The 23492-nt window shown below is 40.1% G+C and carries 22 protein-coding genes; 15 read left to right on the top strand and 7 right to left on the bottom strand.

The features are described 5' to 3' along the window. Positions 1–154 precede the first annotated feature (154 nt). Positions 155–1249, bottom strand: coding sequence for a redox-regulated ATPase YchF (gene ychF / locus ACXZ1K_RS16975; protein ID WP_458970873.1), 1095 nt, complete (start codon positions 1247–1249; stop codon positions 155–157). Positions 1250–1348: 99 nt separating this feature from the next. Between ychF and ACXZ1K_RS16970 the strand changes: the two genes are divergently transcribed. Beyond that, on the top strand, positions 1349–1828 hold the full coding sequence (locus ACXZ1K_RS16970) for a DUF5362 family protein (RefSeq protein WP_458970872.1): 480 nt from the start codon (positions 1349–1351) through the stop codon (positions 1826–1828). On the opposite strand, the gene ACXZ1K_RS16965 is transcribed toward ACXZ1K_RS16970, so the two are convergent. Next, positions 1825–2499 (bottom strand): SRPBCC family protein, encoded by a 675-nt coding sequence (locus ACXZ1K_RS16965; RefSeq protein ID WP_458970871.1) that lies wholly within the window; start codon positions 2497–2499, stop codon positions 1825–1827. The two genes, ACXZ1K_RS16970 and ACXZ1K_RS16965, sit on opposite strands and share 4 nt — an antisense overlap. Positions 2500–2617: 118 nt before the next feature. Here ACXZ1K_RS16965 and ACXZ1K_RS16960 point away from each other — a divergent pair, with 118 nt between their 5' ends. From ACXZ1K_RS16960 to ACXZ1K_RS16950, 3 genes are all read left to right on the top strand, one after another. After that, a complete protein-coding gene (locus ACXZ1K_RS16960) occupies positions 2618–4036 on the top strand; it encodes an alpha-L-fucosidase (protein ID WP_458970870.1) in 1419 nt (472 codons plus the stop codon). Positions 4037–4112: 76 nt separating this feature from the next. Then, positions 4113–4559, top strand: coding sequence for a KTSC domain-containing protein (locus ACXZ1K_RS16955; protein ID WP_458970869.1), 447 nt, complete (start codon positions 4113–4115; stop codon positions 4557–4559). Between the two features lie 64 nt (positions 4560–4623). Then, positions 4624–5394 carry a DUF72 domain-containing protein gene (locus ACXZ1K_RS16950; protein WP_458970868.1) on the top strand — a complete coding sequence of 257 codons (771 nt, stop codon included), beginning with the start codon at positions 4624–4626 and terminating at the stop codon, positions 5392–5394. Here ACXZ1K_RS16950 and ACXZ1K_RS16945 read toward each other — a convergent pair. Beyond that, positions 5382–6125, bottom strand: coding sequence for an SRPBCC family protein (locus ACXZ1K_RS16945; RefSeq protein ID WP_458970867.1), 744 nt, complete (start codon positions 6123–6125; stop codon positions 5382–5384). The genes ACXZ1K_RS16950 and ACXZ1K_RS16945 overlap by 13 nt on opposite strands. A gap of 136 nt (positions 6126–6261) precedes the next feature. Here ACXZ1K_RS16945 and ACXZ1K_RS16940 point away from each other — a divergent pair, with 136 nt between their 5' ends. After that, positions 6262–8376: a PAS domain-containing sensor histidine kinase gene (locus ACXZ1K_RS16940; RefSeq protein WP_458970866.1), complete on the top strand. Its 2115-nt coding sequence runs from the start codon at positions 6262–6264 to the stop codon at positions 8374–8376. A gap of 22 nt (positions 8377–8398) precedes the next feature. On the opposite strand, the gene ACXZ1K_RS16935 is transcribed toward ACXZ1K_RS16940, so the two are convergent. Continuing rightward, positions 8399–8641: a helix-turn-helix domain-containing protein gene (locus ACXZ1K_RS16935; RefSeq protein WP_458970865.1), complete on the bottom strand. Its 243-nt coding sequence runs from the start codon at positions 8639–8641 to the stop codon at positions 8399–8401. A 158-nt stretch (positions 8642–8799) separates the two neighbouring features. On the opposite strand from ACXZ1K_RS16935, the gene ACXZ1K_RS16930 reads away from it, so the two are divergent. Continuing rightward, entirely contained in the window at positions 8800–8988 is a 189-nt protein-coding gene (locus ACXZ1K_RS16930; protein ID WP_458970864.1) for a cold-shock protein, read from the top strand. Positions 8989–9033: 45 nt separating this feature from the next. Here the strand turns inward: ACXZ1K_RS16930 and ACXZ1K_RS16925 are convergent, their stop codons facing one another. Both ACXZ1K_RS16925 and ACXZ1K_RS16920 read right to left on the bottom strand, forming a co-directional pair. Continuing rightward, positions 9034–10248 (bottom strand): DUF3095 domain-containing protein, encoded by a 1215-nt coding sequence (locus ACXZ1K_RS16925; RefSeq protein ID WP_458970863.1) that lies wholly within the window; start codon positions 10246–10248, stop codon positions 9034–9036. Positions 10249–10311: 63 nt separating this feature from the next. Further along, positions 10312–10845 carry a sigma-70 family RNA polymerase sigma factor gene (locus tag ACXZ1K_RS16920; RefSeq protein WP_458970862.1) on the bottom strand — a complete coding sequence of 178 codons (534 nt, stop codon included), beginning with the start codon at positions 10843–10845 and terminating at the stop codon, positions 10312–10314. Positions 10846–11125: 280 nt separating this feature from the next. On the opposite strand from ACXZ1K_RS16920, the gene ACXZ1K_RS16915 reads away from it, so the two are divergent. The 3 genes from ACXZ1K_RS16915 to ACXZ1K_RS16905 all read left to right on the top strand — a co-directional run bounded on the left by ACXZ1K_RS16915 (position 11126) and on the right by ACXZ1K_RS16905 (position 14934). Then, positions 11126–11329: a hypothetical protein gene (locus ACXZ1K_RS16915; RefSeq protein WP_458970861.1), complete on the top strand. Its 204-nt coding sequence runs from the start codon at positions 11126–11128 to the stop codon at positions 11327–11329. A gap of 151 nt (positions 11330–11480) precedes the next feature. Continuing rightward, positions 11481–13178 carry an ABC transporter ATP-binding protein gene (locus ACXZ1K_RS16910; protein WP_458970860.1) on the top strand — a complete coding sequence of 566 codons (1698 nt, stop codon included), beginning with the start codon at positions 11481–11483 and terminating at the stop codon, positions 13176–13178. Further along, positions 13168–14934, top strand: a complete 1767-nt coding sequence (locus ACXZ1K_RS16905; RefSeq protein WP_458970859.1) for an ABC transporter ATP-binding protein — start codon at positions 13168–13170, stop codon at positions 14932–14934. Before ACXZ1K_RS16910 ends, ACXZ1K_RS16905 begins: the two co-directional genes overlap by 11 nt. Here ACXZ1K_RS16905 and ACXZ1K_RS16900 read toward each other — a convergent pair. Then, the gene (locus ACXZ1K_RS16900) at positions 14931–17105 is read right to left on the bottom strand and encodes a TonB-dependent receptor domain-containing protein (protein ID WP_458970858.1); all 2175 of its coding nucleotides are present in this window, start codon (positions 17103–17105) and stop codon (positions 14931–14933) included. The genes ACXZ1K_RS16905 and ACXZ1K_RS16900 overlap by 4 nt on opposite strands. Before the next feature lie 208 nt (positions 17106–17313). Between ACXZ1K_RS16900 and ACXZ1K_RS16895 the strand changes: the two genes are divergently transcribed. The 6 genes from ACXZ1K_RS16895 (at position 17314) to ACXZ1K_RS16870 (ending at position 23458) form a co-directional block, all read left to right on the top strand. Beyond that, positions 17314–18354: a sensor histidine kinase gene (locus tag ACXZ1K_RS16895; RefSeq protein WP_458970857.1), complete on the top strand. Its 1041-nt coding sequence runs from the start codon at positions 17314–17316 to the stop codon at positions 18352–18354. A gap of 1 nt (position 18355) precedes the next feature. Then, positions 18356–19066, top strand: a complete 711-nt coding sequence (locus ACXZ1K_RS16890; protein ID WP_458970856.1) for a LytR/AlgR family response regulator transcription factor — start codon at positions 18356–18358, stop codon at positions 19064–19066. A gap of 123 nt (positions 19067–19189) precedes the next feature. Next, positions 19190–19795: a TetR/AcrR family transcriptional regulator gene (locus ACXZ1K_RS16885; RefSeq protein WP_458970855.1), complete on the top strand. Its 606-nt coding sequence runs from the start codon at positions 19190–19192 to the stop codon at positions 19793–19795. A 58-nt stretch (positions 19796–19853) separates the two neighbouring features. After that, entirely contained in the window at positions 19854–20285 is a 432-nt protein-coding gene (locus ACXZ1K_RS16880; protein ID WP_458970854.1) for a DoxX family protein, read from the top strand. Positions 20286–20322: 37 nt separating this feature from the next. After that, on the top strand, positions 20323–20925 hold the full coding sequence (locus ACXZ1K_RS16875) for a hypothetical protein (RefSeq protein ID WP_458970853.1): 603 nt from the start codon (positions 20323–20325) through the stop codon (positions 20923–20925). A gap of 97 nt (positions 20926–21022) precedes the next feature. Beyond that, positions 21023–23458, top strand: a complete 2436-nt coding sequence (locus ACXZ1K_RS16870) for a PIG-L family deacetylase (RefSeq protein WP_458970852.1) — start codon at positions 21023–21025, stop codon at positions 23456–23458. The last annotated feature ends 34 nt before the right edge of the window (positions 23459–23492 follow it).

Raw genomic sequence — 23492 nt, 5'->3', positions numbered from 1 at the left:
CTTTATCTCATCGACAAGATATTTCAACTCAACCCTTTTAAGATGAGCGCCCTGGTTTAATCAAGAAAAAAATGCGTTCTCAGAGAAGACCTCAGCACTTTTGCTTTTTCAGCAAAAGATGCAGTCTTCGAAGAGTAATGCTTTATTTTCAACCTTAAACATTAAAGCGGAAGTGCATAATGTCACCATCTTCAACAACATACGTCTTACCTTCAACCCCTAACTTACCCGCATCTTTACAAGCAACTTCAGATCCCAATGTTACAAAATCGTTGTATTTTATAACCTCAGCACGGATAAAGCCTTTTTCAAAATCGGTGTGAATCACTCCAGCAGCTTGAGGAGCGGTAAAACCTTTTGTAATGGTCCAGGCCCTTACTTCCTGCACACCAGCTGTAAAATAAGTGTAAAGGTCAAGTAAGCGATAAGCGGCACGGATCAGTTTATTAACACCTGACTCAGTTAAGCCTAAATCTGCAAGAAACTCCTGACGGTCTTCATACCTATCCATTTCAGCAATTTCAGATTCGATCTTTGCAGAAATCACCAAAACTTCAGCACCTTCATCTTTAACCGCTTCTTTAACACGATCTACATATGCGTTACCAGTAACTACGGAAGCTTCATCCACGTTACAAACATACATTACCGGCTTTTGGGTGAGTAAACCAAGGTCTTGAATAAACTCAAAATCTTCAGCAGAAACAGCAGCAGAACGTACAGATTTACCGCTTTCCAAATGTGTTTTGATTACGCTCAGAATATCAAATGTTCTTTTGGCATCTTTATCAGTTTTTGCCATCTTCTCCACTTTTTGGATACGTTTAGCAACAGTATCAAGATCCTTCAACTGCAATTCAGTATCAATGATCTCTTTATCTCTGATTGGATCAACAGAACCATCCACATGGATTACATTTCCATCATCAAAGCATCTCAATACATGAATAACTGCATTAGTAGCCCTGATATTTCCTAAAAACTGGTTGCCCAAACCTTCACCTTTTGAAGCACCTTTAACCAGCCCTGCAATGTCTACAATTTCAATTGTATTTGGGACAACGCGATTCGGTTTTACCAGTTCTTCAAGCTTAGTAAGCCTGTCGTCAGGTACAGTGATTACGCCTATATTTGGTTCTATAGTACAGAAAGGGAAGTTTGCGGCCTGAGCTTTTGCGTTAGATAAACAGTTAAATAAGGTAGATTTTCCAACATTTGGTAAACCTACTATACCACATTGTAATGCCATGTATGATTATTATTTTTCGTGATTTGCCCGCAAAGGTATCAAATTTTTAAAAATAATCTTTATGTTTATCCAGGCTTAGCCGTTAAGATTTGCTTAATTATGGAAGAATACGAACAATCATTACCTGATCACGACGCTGTTAAACTTGTTGTATCTGAAGACATCAGAAGCTACATCTACGAAGCTTCAAAGTGGACCAAATTCTTGTCTATTATAGGATTCATATTTTCTGCGCTGATGGTATTGATCTCATTTAGTGTTGGTGCCATGATGACCGCTATGGATTCGGCTATGGGGGCGAAAAACAATCCATATAACGCATTAGGCTCTGGAGCACTTACCATCGTGATCCTGATCTCTGCCGCCATCTATTTTTACCCAAGTTTTGTACTGTTTAAATTTAGCAATGCTGCAAAACAAGGCGTGTTGTATGGAGATCAAGAAAGTCTTAATAATGCCATGAGCAGTTTGAAGTCGTTCTTTAAATTTTGGGGCGTGGTATTTATTATCGTGCTTGGACTTTATGCCCTGGCTATTGTGTTTGCAGTAGTTGCCGGCGTAGCAGCAAATATAGGCTAGCGCTTAAATCTAAACGTACTCATTTCTTTCTCCAGCAAATCTTCAAGATAGGGATTTACGAGCTTGGCTATAGCCATACCAACACCTCCCGCAGGCGGATGGTAGGAGAAAACAACTTTCATAATTGTGCCGCTTCCATCTGCTTTTTCTTCAAACGTAACGCGACCAACATGCTGAAGAAAGGAACCTGGAGTTGAACTCCATCCAATTAATCTGCCGGGCTCATCTTTCACAATCTCCGCCTCCCAATGTAGGTTAAATAGGTTTCCAGGTAAATTTGATTTCCATTGCGATACCTGTCCGTCTATCACTTTTACTTCTGCCAAATGCTTTAAACTTCCTGGTAAGTTTTCCAGGTTTCGCCAATATGCATAGAGTTCTGCGACAGGTTTATCCACTTCAAATTCACCTCGAATGTTAATCGCTTTTGTACTGCTGGCATCAATTCCCATACGTTCATAAAACAAGCATCTTCCAGTAGCGCCCCGGTATGTCAAATAGGCTCCATATAAAAAGGGTGCCTTAAATGGTTTTGTAATATATCTTCCAAGCATTAATCCACCCAGGAAAACAGATAACAACCGCTCAGAACGCCCAATATTTTGAAATGGATGTCTATCAATAGTTGCCTCACCGGCCCTGCTGTGTAAATGAAGATGTTGTAGTTTCATAATCGCTCGCTTATTTTGTGATTACATCAAGTGTATTTTTAACAGTTTTACTCCTTATTAGTTTTAGGATTCTGTTTAATTGTAACGATTTACTAAATTGGAGTTTAAAATAAATCTGATGTTCAAAAGAACCCGCTTAACAACCCTGTTCATCATGCTTTATAGCATGAGTTTTGCACAAAAAGCCCCAGCTCCCTACGGCGCTCTTCCGACTAAATATCAGTTGGATTGGCAGGAGATGGAGACTTATATGTTCATCCACTTCGGGCCAAATACATTTACTGATAAAGAATGGGGCCATGGTGATGAAGATCCAAAGGTTTTTAATCCCACTAAGTTAGATGCCAGGCAATGGGTGCGCATAGCAAAAGCTGCCGGCATGAAAGGGATCATCATTACTGCAAAGCATCATGATGGGTTTTGCTTGTACCCAAGTAAATACAGTACACATACTGTGCGTGAAAGCGCCTGGAAAAATGGCAAAGGGGATGTGTTAAAAGAACTCTCCGCAGCTTGCAAAGCATATGGAGTAAAGTTTGGTGTTTACCTTTCTCCATGGGATCGGAATCACCCAAAATACGGTACTCCAGAATATAACCAGGTTTTTGCAAATATGCTTACTGAAGTTCATACCAACTACGGACCTATATTCGAACAATGGTTTGACGGTGCCAAGGGCGAAGGTGAGAAAAAACAGGACTATGATTTTAAGTTGTTTAACAGTATCGTTTACAAATACAATCCACAAGCGATCATCTTTAGTGATATTGGCCCCGGAACCAGATGGATGGGGAATGAAAATGGCATTGTTGGAGCAACCAATTGGTCTACTTTAAATACCGAGGGTTTTGGCGTTGGTGCAGAGGCACCACCTACTAAATCCTTAAATGAGGGTAATGAGAATGGTACGCACTGGCTACCTGCCGAGGTTGATGTTTCCATCAGACCGGGATGGTTTTGGAGTGCGGCTACGAATGATAAAGTAAAAACATTGAAGCAATTGGTGTCTATTTACGAAACCTCTGTCGGCCGCAATGGCAATTTGCTTTTAAACGTACCGGTAGATCGGGAGGGCTTAATTCATCCTGCGGATTCGACACGATTAATGGAATTTAGGAGATATTTGGACGCAGCATATAAGACTGATTTAGCTCAAGGCAAAAAGGTCATAGCCACGAATAGCCGCGGACGAAATTACAATGCAGGCAACCTCACAGATGGTAGATCAAGTACGTATTGGGCAACAGCTGATGGTATTAACACGGCAAGTATAACAATCAATCTGGGCGCCAGAAATACAATAAATCGCGTTGTGCTGCAAGAATATATTGCATTGGGACAACGTATAAAATCATTCTCAGTGGAATACTGGAATGGAAAGGCATTTGTACTACTCGATAAACAAACTACAATTGGGCACAAAAGAATAATTGCTTTTCCGGATGTAAATACTTCGCAAATCAGGATTAACATATTGGCTTCAAATGCAAGTCCATTGCTATCTGCGGTGCAGGTATACCATACCCCAGACATCTAGTTTACAGCTCGTTTAGCTAATTAATTGAAAATTAATGTGATCCAATTAAAATTTGGCTTATCTTTGCGCAAATTTTATGAAGAAGATAATAGATTACAGGAAGTTGCTAGGTGTACAAAAGGATGCCGAGTTAAAAGAATTGAAAACCATTTACAGGAATTTGATGAAGGATTGGCATCCTGATAAGTTTCAGGATAGTGAAGAGGCAAAGATTGAGGCAGAAATAAAAAGTAAAGAAATCATTGAAGCCTATCATTTCCTGGTAAGCATTGCACCGGAAACGCTGGCTTTGTCTAAGGAAGAATACGATCAAACTACTGCCACTTGCGGAATAGCAGATTACAACTGGGCTGGACTAGTACTTACGGTACATTTTCTTGATGGCAGTGCTTACGAATATTTTGGAGTTCCAAAACAAATCTATGTAAAGCTGGTAAATGCAGATTCACCAGGAAGATTTGCACGCAGGCATATTTTCACTTCTTTTCCATATAGAAACATAGCTAAATTAGCTACAGCATAAGCCTGTAAGTTCAAAAAAAACTTATAGGTTTTTAAAGTGTTGTCTGGATGATTTGCTTCATGCTATGAATAATCCAGACAACATTACTTTCTATTCCGGTACAAGCGGATTACTGCTTCCCGTTCCCAATAAACTACATTATCCGGAGGATTTTAAAGATAAGAGTAGGCTGGCTTATTATAGCTCTCTGATGAATTCTATTGAGATCAACAGCTCTTTTTATAAAATTCCACTTGCCTCAACTGTGTACAAATGGAGCAATGAGGTGCCCGATCAGTTTCGATTTACTTTTAAGTTATACAAAGACATCACCCACAATAAGGGACTTGCCTTTGATCCTGAAACGCTGCGTAAATATATGCAGGTAATCGCTGGCGCGGGTCGGAAAAAAGGCTGCTTATTAGTGCAATTTCCTCCAAGTATACGCATCACAGATCTTCCTAAACTTGAAATGCTCTTCCAGCAAATCCGGATGAATGATGAGCAAATGGAGTGGAATACTGCAATCGAATTTAGGCATCCTTCTCTTTACCATGAGGATAGCTATGAACTTTTAGAAAAGTATGCAATGGGCATGGTTGTACACGATAAATCGCCCGCCAGTACCCCATTTACCGACATCAATATGCCCTTTGTATATTTAAGATTTCATGGCCCCGATGGAAATTACCGGGGCCATTATTCTGATGAGGTTTTACAAGAATACGCAGGTTATATAAAAGGCTGGCTGTTAGACCGTAAAACCGTCTATGTGTATTTTAATAATACCATGGGTGATGCGCTTCAAAACAGAAGTGATTTGGAACACTACATGAATAGCAATTATTCCCGGTAGTCAGTCAAGCCAGCATATGCCCTAAAGTCAGCTGCTTCTGCATACGCTTTAAAGCTGATGATATCCTCACGTATCATTTTCTCAAACACACCGTTAAATAGGGAAACTATGCCTCTGCCTACGCTTCCCGCAGGTGGAAAATAGTCTATCTCGATATGAATTTCTGTACCAGTGCCATTAAGTGTATCTTTAAATTCCACCTTACCGGCATTTTCTATCATGGAGTCTTCAATTGACTGCCAACCTAAATAACTGCCTTCATCTTCTCTGGTAATCTCAGCATTCCAGTCAAGTTCAATTAAATTCCCAGGGGTGTTGGCAACCCAATGGGATTCTGTTCCACTAATTTCATAAACACTTTTTAAGTGTTTCATAAATTTGGGAAGGTTGGAAAGTTCTCTCCAAAATGCATAAACTTTATCTCTAGGTGCAGCTACTACAAAGTCTTCCGTAATATTGATGGCCTGCGGGTCTGTCGTGTCCTTACCGAGTTTTTGGTAAATTGGGCAAACGCCTGTAGCACCACGATAGATCAGATAGCCTCCTGCAGCTGCTCCTTGTAAGCCAAGAAATGGGTGGCTTATCATATTTTTTAATCCTTTGTACAATAAATAGGAGCCGGCAACTACTGAAAGTGCACGTTCGCCCTGGTCTATGTTCTCTTTTCCTGTAGGGCTAAAGCTTAAATCATTTAGTCCGTCTACAATCCTTGTTTTTAATACGTTGCTCATGTTTTTCTGGGTATGTGTCTAATGAACAATGCCAAAAACTTAATGTTTTAAACTTTATTCAAAAACATCCTGAAAGCATGCATTCTCATTGATTTCAGGTAGGAAAACGTTAACTTTAAAGCTTTAAATATGTTCGATGGCCAATTCAGCACAACTGCTTAATGCAGGGCAACTATTAGAAGTTTTTAACCTTACCAAAACCGCTACAGCAATTCATATTTCCGAAGTTGCAATCATTCAAACAGCAAATGATGCTATGCTGGCGATTTGGGGTAAAGACAGAAATGATGTAATTGGCAAATCGCTTGAAGACGCGCTGCCTGAGTTGAAAGGTCAGCCATTCATTGAAATGTTTAAGCGGGTTTGGAACGAAGGCCTCACCATATCCGGAAGTGATACTCCCGCTGATCTTGTTGTCGATGGTGTTTTGCAAACTTTTTATTTTGATTTTGAGTATCGGGCAATTAAAGCCCAGGACGGCAACACCATTTGCATTTTGCATACTGCAACCGATGTTACTGAAAGGGTTTTGAACCGCGAGGCACTAACGCAAGCGTTTGAAAAACAGGAAGCGTTGAGGAGAGAGCAGGTATTAAACGAAGAACTTGCCGCTGCAAATGAAGAGCTGGTTGCGACCAACGAGGAACTTCAGCATACGCAGGAGACTCTTTCTCAGCTTAATAGTGTTTTGGAGGAGCGCGTTGTTGAGCGTGTTAAGGCGCTCCAGGAAAGCAATGAAAGATATCAAGCCTTAAACGAAGAATTTAGTGCACTTAATGAGGAGCAAGCCGCTACACTAGAGGAATTATCGGCATCAAATGAAGACCTGGCAGCGAGTGAGGAGCGCTTTAGAAGCCTTATCAAACAAGCGCCGGTAGGAATATGCGTTATTCGTGCATCTGATCTGATGATCCAGGAGGTGAACGATGGTTATCTAGAGCTGGTAGGGCGTAAGAGAGCTGATCTAGAAAATAGAACTATCTGGGATGCGGTAGCTGAAGCGGCTGAAAGTTATGCACCTGTAATGCAGAAAGTCATTGAAACGGGTATCGCTTTTGTGGCTAAAGAGCATCAATTAGTGCTTTATAGGAATGGCACGCCAGAAAATGTATATGTAGATTTTGTTTACGAACCGGTTACCGACGCAAAAGGTCTGGTTACCGCGGTGATGGTAGTTGCCATAGATGTGTCGGATAAAGTTAATGCCAGACAAAGCATAGCAGATGTGGAAGAGCGTATCAGATTAGCTGTTGAAGCTGCCGAGATCGGAACTTTTGATCATGATTACTCCAATAACGAAATGGTTACTTCCGATCGTTTCAATGCCATATTTGGTACGGACCGTCCTGTGAGCAGGGAGGAGTTTCTGAATATTATACATCCGGACGACCGTCATTTGAGTGCAGAAGCACACATAGCTGCGCGTAAAACCGGTAAGATGTTTTACGAAGCCCGCCTTCTGCACAAAGATGGTACAATACATTGGATGCGGGTCCAGGCAAATGTATATTTTGACGATATGGGCAACCCCGTGCGGTTATTAGGTACTTTATTGGATATCACAGAATTTAAACGTTTACAACAGCAAAAAGATGATTTTATATCCATTGCTTCGCATGAATTGAAAACCCCTATCACGAGTCTCAAAGCATCTTTGCAACTTTTGGAAAGAATGAAAGAAAGGCCTTCCTCTACTATGTTGCCAAGGTTAATTGAGCAATCTACAAGGAGTATGGAGAAGATCAGTACGTTAATAGAAGACCTCTTAAATGTTAGCCGCCTGAATGAAGGACAGATCAAGCTTACCAAAACTACCTTTACCTTATCTGAGGTATTAAACGATTGTTGTAATCATGTTAGGGTTGGGGGCAATCATGAATTGATATTTGAGGGTGACGAAGCGCTTCAAGTTTTCGCGGATGAGCACCGGGTTGATCAGGTAATTGTAAACCTGGTAAACAATGCAGTGAAATATGCGCCAAATTCCAGAAATATCTATCTCATCGTAGAGCGGGTAAGCAATATGGCCAAAGTTTCTGTAAAAGACAGCGGACCTGGTATTGCCCCTCAAAAAATTTCTCATCTATTTGACAGGTATTATCGTGTTGATGATGAAGGTAATCAGGTATCAGGTTTGGGGTTAGGATTGTACATTAGTGCAGATATCGTGGCCCGCCATGGTGGAGAAATTGGAGTAACTACTGAAGTGGGTAAGGGAAGCACTTTCTGGTTTACGCTTCCGATTGATTAGTATACATTTCATCATAGAATAACTATCTCGTTAAGGTTACCATGTCAAGGCTTATTAATTGAGATTCTTCCACTTCCAGTACATCTGCAATCTGAAAAAACCTCTCTAGAGAAATTTTACTGTAGCCCAATTCTATCTTGCTGTATGCGTTTTGAGAAATGTTCAATTTAGCTGCAATATAATCTTGTGAGTAGTTTTTAAAATGCCTGATCTTCCTAATATTACTTATCACTTTTGTTGCAGTGTGGTTAATGGTATTGTTCATACAGTGCTGGTTAAATTTATAATAATATGTTTTAACAATCTGGCTTCAATTTTGTTCAGTGATAAATGATGTCAGAATACAAAGAATCATTTAGGGTATTTGGTAATTTGGTTATTTTTGATATTTTTAGAAATTAATAGGAAACACTAAAAATTATTATGAAAAACGGTACAGTAAAATTTTTTAACTCTGAAAAAGGATTTGGGTTTATTAAAGAAGACAATGGCAACGAGATTTTTGTTCACGTGTCAGGTCTTATCGATGAAATTCGTGAAAATGATCAAGTAGTTTACGAAGTTCAAGAAGGCAAAAAAGGATTGAACGCAGTAAAAGTTAAGCTAGCTTAACCTGTTATATATATTATACAGCAGCACCATTACTTTTAAAACGCTTTAGATCCTGAACGATACTTTAACTGTATTGTTCAGGATCTTTTTTTCTTGGCCGTTTTCACTGCTAGCTATTTTTTTCTTTAGCATCTCGGCAGATTTTGTGTATCCACCTTCGGCACCATCAACAAAATGGATATGATCATCTGCCAGGTCTCGCACATAGCAAGACATTACAGCATCAGTGCTAACGTAGAGCCCATACCAAATCAATCCTTCCTTCTCCAACTGGTCTAAAAAGTGCTGAAGCTTTAACCGTTGCGAATCTGTCCCGGAAATCACGGTATTTATACGGCCGTCTATAACTAGCGTATCAGACATCTCTACTAGCTTATTCAAATAATTGATCCCACTCTTGGTTCTGAAATAGATGTAGCCATACAAATTAATCAACCAGGTACGCAAAAAGTCGAGTAAACTAAAATGACCTTCCCGCGCTTTCATTTCAACGCTTAGCTTGCCAAAAGACGTATTAAACTTCAACTTGGAAACAGAAATAGGTTGTCTGCGTTGCGGAGGGCCATAAATGCTGTCCATTTTTAGAAAAATTTTTCTGAATGTTGAAGGTTGGCTAATTCCTTTCCTTGTCACAATCAGCATAGTTACTATTTCGTTGCTGTTATCCGGCGGACTAATCTTGTCCCATCTGCACTGCATTCCGGTAAGGTCAGGGTCAGTCGTACTATCCGTTGATGGTGGCGCGAAAAGATAATCCTTCCCTTTGATTATCTTTTCCGCATAACCAAGGCCATCACCAAGTAAAACCGGAATGGAAAGGACATCAGTTACTTTAGCCTTGTTCAGTAAGATTTGGTAACCCAGGTTATAAATATTAGTTACAGGGACAGTTCCAGAGCGTAAATCCAGATTAAAGTTCTCTAATGTATTTATCTTGTATTGTTGGAGGGCTAACATGGCCGGATCCAAAATGGACGGGGGAACCAGAAAAGTAGCGCCATCACCACCAAAGAAAAAAGGTACGATCACATTGGCCTTATAGGCAAGATTAAGGACTGCAACAATACTTCCGGTAGCAATGAGGTTTACTGTCTCATGCAACCCGTTCTTTACTGCATTTGTAGAACCCTTAATGTCGGTAATGATCACATGCCAGTCTGCCGGAACATCTCTAAAATCCTTTGGATTTAGAAACATTTCGGCTAATGAAATTTCGCTGGCTGGTAAAGAATTGTAAAAATGTTCGCTTTTTTGCTGCATTGGTTCAGCAAAATACGGATTTTAATCAATTGGAGATTCTCAGTTTCTGAAACTGATAAAATATTAGGCGTAAGCTACGGTTTTTACAAACTCTGAGGCATACATTTTTAAGCTGCTTTTTAATATTTGGCGGGCCAGGTGTATTCTCGTTTTAACTGTTCCAATGGGAATGTTCAATTCTTCAGCTATTTCATGGTATTTATAACCTTCAAAATATTTGAGAAAAGGAACGGAATATTCGGGCTGAAGTTTAGTAATGGCTTTATTGATATCCTCTAAAGTGAATTTACTTTCACTTAGATTATTAGATGCGCTGGATTTTAGCTGCGCATAGGACAACTCTTCTGACGTGTCCATAATGCTATTCTTTTTAGAAATTCTTCTATAACTGTTTATAAAGGTGTTCTTCATAATCGTATAGAGCCAGGCTTTCATATTGGTGCCTTCCTTATACATTTCTGCATAGCGTAAAGCTTTGATCATGGTTTCCTGAACAAGGTCGTTGGCATCTTCAATGTCAAGCGTAAACTTTCTGGCGAACACTTCTAGTGTGGACTGGTGGTCGCAAATCTGAATGTCTAATGTGGCGTTTTTCATAAGTACTATAGGGGGATTTTGTACGATTTGAAGAACACAATTAACGTACCAAATATAAATTCCTGTAAACGCGATTCCATAACCAAGATGTAACAAATAGTTAACAAGTCGCGTTTAGCTTTGCAACGTAAATATTTGGTTAGTATTTATACTCGGTTTAGTTGATAATTTAAAAGCCATGATGGATGTCAGGGCTTTTTTCTTTTAAAATAAAGTAGGTTACCTTTTTACTTTTAGGGTATTAACTTGTGAACAAAACTTAAAACCTAACTAAATTCTAATGAAAAATGCATTTAAATTCGGCTTTTTAGCCATGGCGATTTCTTTATCAGTTGCTGCTTGTAGTTCCGAGAAAAAAGCTGAAGGAACAGATTCAACAATGACAGATTCTACAATGATGTCAACCGACTCTATGTCTACCGATTCAATGGCTATGGATAGTTCTAAGATGGACACCATGAAAACTGATTCAACAAAAATGTAAGACTACGTTGATTCCAATGAAAAGGAGTGTGTTCAAATACAGAACACACTCCTTTTTTGTTATTTACAGTTTTTGGCTGATTATAAATGAGGGATTTGGGCTTGATAGGGTGTCCTACCAACAATTAATCCATTATTAATACCTTCGCATTATGTTAAAATTGCTGAAGCCTTACTGGCCCATCATTAGTTTATTGTTGTTACTTGCACTTGGTGGGAATGCTTTAAGTTTACTGTTGCCAAAAATTATTGGAGGGATAATAGACGGCATCGCACATCAACATTATTCAATCGAGAACGCCATTTGGCATTTCTCGATCATAACAGCCTCTGTCTTTGTATTGGGCTATTTTCAAAGTTTGATTCAAATTCATGCCTCAGAGAAAGTGGCTTTAAACCTGCGCACTGAACTCGCCTCGAAAATATCACGGCAAAATACTGCATTTATCGAGCGTGAGAGTCCGGCAAAGCTGCTTACTAACCTTACTTCAGATATCGATGCCATAAAAGCCTTTATCTCTCAAGCCATAGTATCAATGGTTTCTTCCCTGGTCATCATTATTGGCGCCGCAATTTTGTTGTTTAGTATCGATTGGGAGCTGGGTCTAATTGTGATTTGCATTACCTCAACCATAGGTGTAAGTTTTTACCTGGTACTTAGAAAGGTAAGGGTTCATTACAAAAAAAGCAGGGAGGTTATCGATAAGTTAAATAAGGTAATTAATGAAAATATTGTAGGAGCTTTCCTGGTTCGGGTGGTCAATTCCCAGGCATTGGAGTACGATAAATTTATGGAAGCTAGCATTAAGGGAAGAGACTTAGGGCTTGCCATCTTAAGGTTATTTGCCTGGTTGATACCGATTATAACCTTTACTGCCAGTATTGCGGCTTTGGTGATTTTGGCTTATGGCGGACATTTGGTGATTTCCGATAGAATGTCTATTGGTGACCTTGCAGCCTTTAATAGTTATTTGGCGATGCTGATCTTCCCGATCATCATCATTGGATTTATGAGTAATGTGATTGTTCAGGCAAGTGTTTCTTTTGGGCGGGTTAGCAAAGTACTTGAAGCAGAAGACAGTTTGGATTTGGGAACTGGGGAACAGAAACTAAGCGGAGCGATTGAAGTGGATCAAATTAACCTGAGCTATTCTGGTAAGCAGGTGTTAAAGGACATTAGTTTCAAGGTTACGGCAGGTGCCAAGGTAGCTATAGTAGGCCCTACGGTTGCGGGAAAAACTCAGTTAATGCAGCTTTTGGCGGGAATGACCAATGCGGATAGTGGTGAGATCAGGTATGATGGTGAGCTAATTGCCGATTTCAAAAGTGAAGCTTTCTATCGACAACTAGCGTTTGTTTTTCAAGATAGTGTGCTGTTTAATATGAGTATAAGGGAAAATATTGCCTTTAGTGAGCAGGTAACTTCTGAGCAGTTAAATAGAGCTATTGAAACTGCAGCGCTTAAAGAGTTGATTGCATCATTTCCGGAAGGTTTGGAAACGATTGTTTCTGAAAGAGGACTAAGCCTTTCGGGCGGACAAAAACAAAGGATAATGCTTGCCCGTGCGCTTGCCATAAACCCTAAGGTGTTGTTGCTGGATGATTTTACAGCCAGGGTAGATCAGCAGACGGAGCGTAAGATACTGGATAACATTTCACATAACTACCCGCTAATCACGTTGATCTCTGTTACCCAAAAAATTGCTGCGGTGGAAGATTATGATCAGATTATTTTAATGATGCAGGGGGAGGTGCTGGATAAGGGAACTCATCAGGAATTAATGAAGCGCAGCCAGGAGTACGTACAAATTTATAATTCTCAACAAAGTACCAGTAATTATGAACTATAACCTGAACATAGAAAAAGACGGACAGGTTAAAAAGCCGGTGTTTGGGGAAATCCGTAACCTGCTAAATGTAGCCACCGCAGAAAAAAGAAACCTGGCTATTGCCTTGGCTATTATGCTGGTGAATACCGCATTAAACCTCTCTGGTCCACTTTTAATTGGTTATACGATAGATCATTATATACAAACTAAGCAGTATCATGGCGTATTATTGTTTTCTGCCATTTTGCTTTGCATTTACGGATTAGTTTTTGGCGGGAGTTATTTCCAGACCAGCCTTGTTGGGGGTGCTGCGCAGCGGATTGTGTTTGGATTGAGGAACGCTGTCTTTCACAAAATCCAGCAGTTACCGGTTGCATTTTTTAATCAAAATAAGGCAGGTGATTTAATTTCTAGGGTAAATACAGATACGGACCGGCTAAACCAGTTTTTTTCGCAAGCATTGCTACAGTTTCTGAGTAGCTTTTTTATGTTGGTTGCCGCAGGGGCTTTCATGCTAATCATCAATTTTCAACTTGGACTAGTGGCAATTTTGCCTGCGGCCTGCATTTGGTTGTTTGTAAATAGGCTTTCTCCATGGGTAAGGAAAAAGAATGCCGCCAACTTGAAAAGCGTAGGTATGCTGAGCGCAGAGATCCAGGAGAGTTTGGATAATTTTAAAGTGGTAGTTGCTTTTAACAGAAGAGATTACTTTAGAAAGCGGTTCGATACTGCAAATCAACAAAACTATAAGACCGCCACTGGCGCCGGAGTTGCTAACACTGTTTTTATGCCAGTCTTTAGTCTATTCTCTAATATTGCACAACTCCTGGTTTTGATTTATGGAGTTTATCTGATACGAAATAGCGGGCTAAGCATTGGCTTGTTAATTAGTTACATTGCATACGTCACGAACTTTTACAACCCAATAAGGCAATTGGCAACGCTGTGGACAAGCTTTCAGACTGCGCTTGCCTCTTGGGACAGGATTTCCCATCTACTGGGTTTGGATAATGACCTTGAAGTGGTAGAAACAGGAGCGGTTGAAGTTTTAGACTCCGCACCTGTTTTGGAATTTAAGGAGGTATATTTTGGTTACCCGGGTGGTAAGGAGGTATTGTCTAATGTCAATTTAAAGCTGGAATCCGGTAAAATGTACGCCTTTGTGGGGCCAACCGGTGGGGGCAAAACCACTACAGCTTCGCTTATGGCAAGGCTGTATGATCCCATTAAAGGCAACGTACTTTTAAATGGCAAGGACATTCGCTCTTTTAATCATGCAGAGCGCACTGCTAAAATTGGTTTTATTCTACAGGAGCCTTTGTTGTTTACCGGTACCGTCAAGGATAATATTTTGTATGGAAATTCGGAGTATCAAAATATGGATACTGATGGACTTTTGAAGGTGTTTTTGGATGCGGGGTTAACTGAACTTCTTAACGTATTTGATAAAGGGCTGGAAACTGAGGTGACCACTGGTGGCAGCAGTATGAGTTTGGGTCAAAAGCAACTAATTGCTTTTATGCGTGCTTTTTTAAGGAAACCTGAATTGCTGATCCTGGATGAAGCCACCGCAAACATTGACACCATTACTGAACAGTTATTGGGCCGCATATTAGAAAAATTAGGACAAAGTACCACTCTGGTGATCATCGCTCACCGTTTAAATACCATCCAGAATGCAGATGAGATTTTTTTTGTGAATTCTGGTGAAGTAATCAGGGCGGGGTCTTTTGATGATGCCATGCAGAAACTGATTCATGGCAAAAGGCTGAGCTAGAGCCTCCCTTTTTCGTCATCAGAAGCGCCATTATAGTGCTTGTTTTTTCTGGAAAATAACTCATTACCGAAACGGTAACTGAAGGAAATACCGATGCGTTGCGTGTCTGATCCGCTGGTTTGAAAATATTTTGCTTGTTTTAGTGAAAGCGATTCGTAGTGGTATACCCAAGTGTGGAAAATGTCATCTGCCGACAGCCTGATGCTTGCTTTATCTTTCATTAATTTTTTCTGGATACCCGCATTCACCCTATACATGGCCCCTGTATACAATTGCCCATTTAAGTCGCTGCTGGCATAATACCCATTCAACTCCGAGCTCCACTTATTGCCAAAGGTAAAGCTGTTGTTTAGCTCCAAGCGTAAAACATTCGTACTGAAGTCGATGGTTTCCGTATACACCTTTCCGTTTAATTTCATGTGTGAGACTCTTCCGGTATAATTTACAGCCCACCAATTGGTAGGAGCGGCAGAAACCCCAAGATTGAGTAAGATCATTTGCCCTAATGCAATATTTTTAGGCATCATGGTAAAGATATCGCCAACCGCTTCTGTAGTCTGAAAGATGACATTGCTGAACCTGTTGTAGCTCAAGCCAATATTTAGTAATTGCTTATGCTGATATTTCAGTTCAATTCTGTTTTGAAATTGCGGTCCTAGTTCCGGATTTCCAGAGGTGTAAGTATATTGATCTTTATAAAATAGGAATGGGTTAAGCGATTGGTAATTTGGTCGGTTCAGTCGCCTTACCAACATTAAACCAACGGTGTTCTTGTTTTCTTTGTCCAGTTTGTAGTTCAGCATCAGATTGGGGAACAGATTGGTATAACTTCTGCTAAAGCTACTTCCTTGTGCTGGCGTATTTCCCAGCTGTGTGCCGGTAAATGCAGTATGTTCTGCCCTTAGGCCGAATTGAAAGCCAAATTGTGACCAAGATTTTTGATAAGTCATATATGCTGCATTGATGTTTTCGCGGTATTTAAAGTGGTTTGATCGACTATTGTCTAAGTCCTGGCTCATTCCGCTGATCTGGTAATACCGGTTGTCGTTATCATTACTTACAAAACTTGTTTTCAATCCTGCCTCTAGTCTTGCTTGATTCTTTAATGGATGGGTATAATCTGCCTTAGCGGAATAAATGGCAATGCTGGAAGGGTTTTGGTAAAGGAAGGAGGCAAGATCCTGTCTGCCATCGATTTGGTAATTGAGATAATTAAGGTCTGCGGATAATTCCCTACCAGCGGAATTTAGTTTGTGAACTGCACTTAAACCGGCGCTTAGGTTGGTTCTGTCTTCGCGGCTGATGGTATTGCCAGTCCCAACTTCCTGCAGCACTCCGGCCAGATCGTAACTTTTGCTTTGGTAGTTGAAGTCACCATCGCGTTTGGTGTTGCTCAGGTTAAGGGATAGGTTATAGGTTGATTTTTTGGTTGCAGCGTAGTCCAGCCCGAAGTTGGCGTTTAGTCCCCCGTTGTTGTTAGATTGATCGTTGGTTAGATTTACTGTGCCATTCGGCTGCGCCGAACTGTTAAAAAACCTACGGTCGAAATCGTCACGTGAGAAGTTCTTTTCGTCGCTATAACCCAAGTTCGTAAACAGATTAATTTTTTTGTAGTTGTAGTTCAAGTTGAGGGAATTGTTAGTGCGCGCATATTCGCCTTGCGAATACCCGGAAGAAATACTGCCAGTAGTTCCACTTTCCCTGTTGCGCTTTAAGCGGATATTGATGACTGCATTTCCTGTCGCATCATATTTAGCTGGTGGATTATCCATTAACTCAATTTTATCTAGTGAAGAGCCCGGGAGTGATTTAAGGTAATTGGCCAGGTCGGCGGCCGACAAATAGTTTGGCCTTCCATCTATAAGTACCATAACCCCGCTTCTTCCATTGAGACTGATTTCGCCCGAAGGGCTAACTGTAATTCCAGGAGTCTTCTCAAGAACCTCCAAGGTATTGCTGCTGGCGGCACTAATCATTGACGATACGTTAACAATGGTTTTATCAATGTCCATTTGTAGGAGCGGTCGCCTTGTTTTAATGTTTACCTCTTTTAGGTTAATGTCTTTTGGAGGCTGCTTAGTCGTGTCTGCCAGATTAGTTGCTGGTTTGGGTGGAGTCTGTGCGCTGGCCAGACTACTTAAGAATAGGGATGCAAGTATCAGATATTTCATAATACAAATATTGAATTGAGCGATCTCCCAAGCGAAAAATTATGTTGTAACTTAGTTGTTGGCTGACAGACAATAAATTTCTGGTGATGAAAATCAAAAATGTGTTGGTTAGGTTTTCATCATTGAATTGGTACTGTTCGTCACCGCTATTTCGGCAACTGATTTTGTGCATGCATTTTTGTAGCAGTTAACAAATGTTTAAAACAACATGAAATACTTTTCAGAAACCTCAACAGATACATTTTTCGGGCGAAGGCTTTATATCGCAATTGCGTTATTGTCTTCTATAGCCATATATCCAGCATTTAATTCCTATGTAAATTCCATTCGTATCCATGAAGACGAATCGGTAGCCGCTGCGGCAACGGCATTCTTTGTTTTCGGCATATTTGGAGGAAGGTTCGCTGTGCTGAGCTGGACAAAAGAGCTGTTGGTGCTGCCCAGAAACGTAGTGGTGGTCTTGTCGGTAATTTTAGTTTTTTGCACGATTTGCTTGTTCCTGCATGTGGATTTTCCGCTAAATGGGCGGGCCTATATTAATTTATTGCTCTTCTGGTTGCCGGTGATGTTCATTAGCGTTACTATGGGAATACTCATGAAAATTATTCATACCGTAAATAAAAACCAATTGAAGGCCGCGGAAAACGCTGCCACTCATAGTAAAAGTGAGTTAAGTTTGCTACAATCGCAACTAAGTCCGCATTTCCTATTTAATACCCTCAATAATCTTTACGGGTTGTCCATTACACAGCATGAGCGGATTCCTCCATTGCTCTTAAAGCTTTCAGCGTTACTCCGTTACTCGGTTTATGATGCAGGCGACACCTATGTGCCGTTGAAAGATGAGCTTGCATATATCAACAACTATATGGAATTTGAAAGGATAAGGATTGGGGAACGACTGGTGCTCTCTACCAATATTGAAGTGATTACAAATCCTGACTTGAGGATTGCTCCAATGTTACTGATCGTGTTTTTAGAGAATGCCTTCAAACATGGAAAGAACACTGCTGACGATAAGATATTTATAGAAGTAACTATGAAATTGTGGGCTAAGTCTATTTTATTTTCCATAAAAAATTCTACGGGAAGTGAGGGCGCTGGACAACACACCATGAATAAAAGCAGTGGATTTGGTTTGCCAAACGTAACGAAACGTCTGGAATTACTTTATCCGAATGAGCATGAGCTAACCATCACGAAAGATAATAATTCTTATCTTGTTATGTTACAGCTTAAATTGAAGTGATATGAAGTTGATCAATTGCCTTATAGTTGATGATGAGCCCATAGCCAGAGACATCATTAAAAGTTACTGCGATCACTTTCCATACCTACAGATCGTTGCATCTTGTGGCAATGCGCTCGAAGCAAAATTGGTGTTGCAGCGGCAACAGGTAGATATTTTGTTTTTAGATATCAATATGCCCGTGATGGACGGTATTGAGTTTTTAAAGACATTGAAGCATGCTCCTCAGGTTATATTTACCACAGCTTACCGGGAATATGCATTGGATGCATTTGAACTTGCTGCTTGTGATTATTTGCTAAAACCTTTCTCTTTACAAAGGTTTGTTATGGCATTGGACAGAGCAATGGAGCGATTGGATAAGCCTCTCATTCCCGATGCTGCTGAAGAGCAGAAAAGGGAAGACGATTACTTATTTATCAAGACGGAAGGAAAGATATTTAAGGTTAGTTACGATGAACTTCTATATGGAGAGGCGAACGGGAACTACACGAAAATTAATACAAGAGATGCGGTATTGCTGCCGAAAATGGTCTTTTCGACCTTTGAAGAACTGTTGCCACGACCGCTCTTTCTGCGCGTGCACCGTTCATTTATTATTAACAAATCAAAGATTAGCCATATCGAGGGAAACCGGGTTTTTATAGGTAAAACAGAAATTCCAATTGGCAGCAATTACCGTGAAGAATTTCTAAAGGTTTTGGGTCTTTAGAAGAGTTGCACTACTGCCTGTTGCATTAGCTTTTGTGGTCAGTTCGTCAGAAATTCTATTCTGGATTGATATTAAGTCTCAAACTGTTACATTTGCTAACAGTGTTAACTTATTAGGAATGATATGGGAATTGCAGAGAGAAAGATCAGACAAAAAGAAGAATTTAGGGCAAGTATACTAGAGGCCGCCTGGCTGCAAGTACTTACAGATGGCTGGCAGTCGCTGTCGATTAGGAAAATTGCTGATGCGATTGAATACAGTGTGCCCGTAATATATAGTCATTTCGAAAATAAGGAGGCTATTTTACTGGAGTTTGCCAAAGAAGGCTTTCAAAAATTGGCAGAACAATTGCAAACAGCAAAAGATCAGCACAGTGATCCGGCGTTGCAATTAGAAGCTATTGCAAGTAGTTATTGGGATTTTGCGTTTGAAAATAAGGAATATTATCAGCTGATGTTTGGTTTGGGAATCCCTGCCTGCGAACAGATTAATTCCATCATTGAGATGAAAAACATGACAATGGTGATGATGTGCGCTATAAAAGAAGCCATCGCCGCAAGTGAAAATAAGAAAGTTGATTTTTTCCTAAAATATCATACTTATTTATCTATTCTACATGGCCTGGTGTCGATCGAAATGATACAGAAAGAAGGTAAGCCTGCAGAACACAAGAAAATGATACTTCAAGATGCCATTTCTGGCTTCATAAAAGGCCTTATTATAAAATAAATTAATAATTTATTATGTTTACTAAATCTGACTATACTTATTAACTAGGAATCTCTTTATGAAGCAAATTTTTAACACCAATTTTAATCACGGCAGTTTAAACTTTGGATTGCTGATATTTCGTGTAGCAATAGGTGCATTTATGATGGTACATGGGTACGGTAAACTACAAGGTGTGCTAGCTGGTGGTGAAATTCAGTTTATGGATCCCTTTGGTATCGGACAAACTGCATCAATGTATCTGGCCATATTTGCAGAATTTTTCTGTTCTATCTTTTTGATATTAGGCCTGGCAACGCGTTTGGCCGTAGTTCCATTGATTGTTACCATGCTGGTAGCTGTATTGGTTGCACATGGTAATGATCCTTTTGAGAAAAAAGAACTGGCTTTGCATTACCTCCTGGCTTATTTCTTGATTTTACTTATTGGAGCAGGAAAATACAGTCTTGATTTCTTTATCAGTCGTAATAACAGCAAGCGCAGAAGGTAATTTATATCTTTAGCACACTTATTGCGTTATAGCTTTTATGAAAAGATTAATTTTGTTTTCCCTATTGGTTATTGCCTTTTCCGGCTGTGGTATAAACAGACAAGCACAGCAGATCAAAGCACTGGAAAAATGTACATATAGAATAACTTCTGCCGAAGAGATCTTCATTGGCGGAACCAACGTTAAAAAGTTATTGGAAAACCAGGAGATCAATTTGGCCAGTTTACCCGGATTGGCATTTGGACTACTCAGAAAGGATGTGCCTTTGAAAACCAAGCTCAATCTGGAAATAAAGAACCCTACTGGAGATGATGCTTCTATCAACGAATTTGAATATAAGATATTAATCAACAATGCGCAGCTTGCAGAGGGTGTAGTTAACCAGGCAGTAAATGTTCTGGCAGGGCAGTCTGTAGTCGTTCCTGTTAATATGGATGTGAATCTCTATCCTTTTGTATCCAACAGCAAAGTAATGGGAGAGATCAGCGAATTTATTAAGGGAGGTAAGAACGGTGGTGCTGAAAAAAAAGGAATATTGACACTTAAAATCAGACCAAGTATTAAAGTAGGCAGTACGCTGGTGAAGTATCCAGGTTTTATAACTATCGATAAAGAGGTTAGCAGTAAAATTCTCCTATAAAAAGGGTAGTATATTTGCACGATTGTTACTGAAATTGCTTTTTAAATAAATAGCAGATTGCCGTTTTTTGGTTATTTTCGAAAATTAACAATCGCCTATGACCACCAAATTATATAGTCTTCTTTTTCTCTTGTTTTTGGCACCTATATTAAAGGCGCAAAATATGCAGCAATTAAATGCTGCCGAAATAAAGCAGGGGTTGGAAGCTCTAAACGTTACAGGAAGTGTGCTTTTTGTAGCAGCCCATCCTGACGATGAAAATACACGCTTGTTGGCGTATCTGGCTAAGGAAATGAAGGTGCGAACCGGCTATTTATCTATGACCAGAGGCGATGGTGGACAGAACCTTATTGGCAACGAACAAGCTGAATTACTTGGTTTAATAAGGACACAGGAACTACTTGCTGCCAGAAGGACTGATGGCGCGGAACAATTTTTTACCAGGGCTAACGATTTCGGCTTTTCAAAAAATCCAGAGGAAGCATTTAAAATATGGGATAAGTCAAAGATATTGGCTGATGTAGTTTGGGTGATCCGAAAGTTTCGCCCTGATGTGATCATCACTCGTTTCCCGGAAGATTCAAGAGCAGGACATGGACACCATTCTGGTTCCGCTATATTGGCCAGAGAAGCTTTTACTGCCGCTGCCGATCCAAAGCAATATCCCGAACAGCTGGCTTTTGTAAAGCCATGGCAGGCCAAAAGGATTGTATGGAATACTTTTAATTTCGGAGGCAATAATACAACGGCAGATGATCAGCTAAAGATTGATGTGGGACTGTTCAATCCGCTTTTAGGCAAGAGCTATGGGGAAATTGCTGCGGAGAGCAGAAGTAATCACAGGAGTCAGGGGTTTGGATCCGCCAGACAACGTGGGTCCGGGATAGAATTTTTTACACCTGTTGCTGGTGAGAAAGCAAACAAAGATTTATTTGAAGGCGTTGATTTTACATTAGCTAGAAATCCCAAAAGTGCGGATGCGCAGCAATTGTTGAATGAGATAAATGCCGAATACCAAGCTTCAGATCCCTCAAAATCTGTTATTAAGTTGTTGAAGTTAAAGCAACTTGTAGCAGGTAAGCCTTTTAAACAGGAGCTTTTGGATAATTTGATCCTTTCTTGTGCCGGTATTTGGCTGGAGGCTGCTGCGATTAACCCATTTTACGCTTTAAATGAACAAGTTGGTGTTCGAATGCAGGCCATATCCAGGGTAAAATCCGATTTTCTCTTGCCTGTTTCATTGGAGGAAGAAACTTCTGGCACTTCTGTTTCTTTAGCTCCGAATCAATTTTTATCAAAGGAAATAAAACTCAAGGGTACAAAAACACTAACACAACCTTATTGGCTGGAAAAAGCGCATCCAATTGGGAACTATGTTGTGGATTCTTTAAGTAAGATTGGACTCGCCGAAAATCCAATGGGACTCTCGGTACTTTTCAAAATAAAGATAGGCGATCAGGTAATTGAAAAGAGAATGCCTGTAGTGTATAAGTATACAGATCAGGTAAAAGGAGAAGTTTATCAACCACTTGTGATTGCGCCACCCGTTACTGCAACGTTGTCTGAAAAGGCTTTCATTTTTACTGGTGAAGAACCAAAGTCAATCACAATTTATCTTAAGAGTTTTAAAGATAATGCAAAAGGCAAGCTTTCTGCAACATTACCAATGGGTTGGAAGCTGTCGCCCACAAGCACAGAATTTAATCTTCTTAAGAAAGGCGATGAGCAAATCTTGAACTTTATGGTTACTCCTGCGGGCAACAGCGCGGGCGGCAAATTGGTGGTGAATGCTACAATTGATGGTCAAACTTATAGCCATGGATTGAAAGTTATAAATTATGAACACATTCCGGTTCAAACATTATTTCCTTCAGCTGAAGCAAGGTTGGCTAAGATAGACTTAAAGATAGCCGGGCGCAAGATTGGTTATATCGCTGGGGCTGGTGATTTAATCCCTGAATCTCTGAAGCAAATTGGCTATGAGGTAACGGGGTTGACGGAAAATCAGGTGATCAATACTGATCTTTCCGGTTTCGATGCTATCGTTACCGGTGTTAGGCTATATAATGTGAACGATCAGATCAGGAGCATGCAGCCGAAACTCATGAAATATGTTGAAAATGGTGGGGTATTATTGGTGCAATATAATGTGAATTCACCACTGCGAATAGATGATTTAGGTCCGTATCCATTCCATGTAGGTCGCGACCGCGTTACAGAAGAAGATGCAAAAGTGACTCTGCTTGTGCCGAACAGTGTGGTATTGAATTATCCCAATAAAATAACGGATAAAGATTTTGAGGACTGGATACAGGAACGTGGGTTGTATTTCGTAACGGATATTGATCAGCATTATAGCCCCATAATCAGTATCAATGATACTGGTGAGGCGGCGAATAACGGATCATTGTTGGTTGCAAACTACGGCAAAGGGAGGTATGTTTACACGGGCCTGTCATTCTTTAGGCAATTGCCTGCGGGAGTACCCGGAGCTTACCGCTTATTTGTTAATTTGCTTTCAATAAAGAAATAGCCCCCGATGGAGGAGCCAAATTATAAGAATTTTT

This window comes from Pedobacter jaeyakensis (assembly GCF_054461315.1).
The sequence above is the reverse complement of the archived record's forward strand: the minus strand, read 5'-3'. Positions and strand labels throughout refer to the sequence as shown.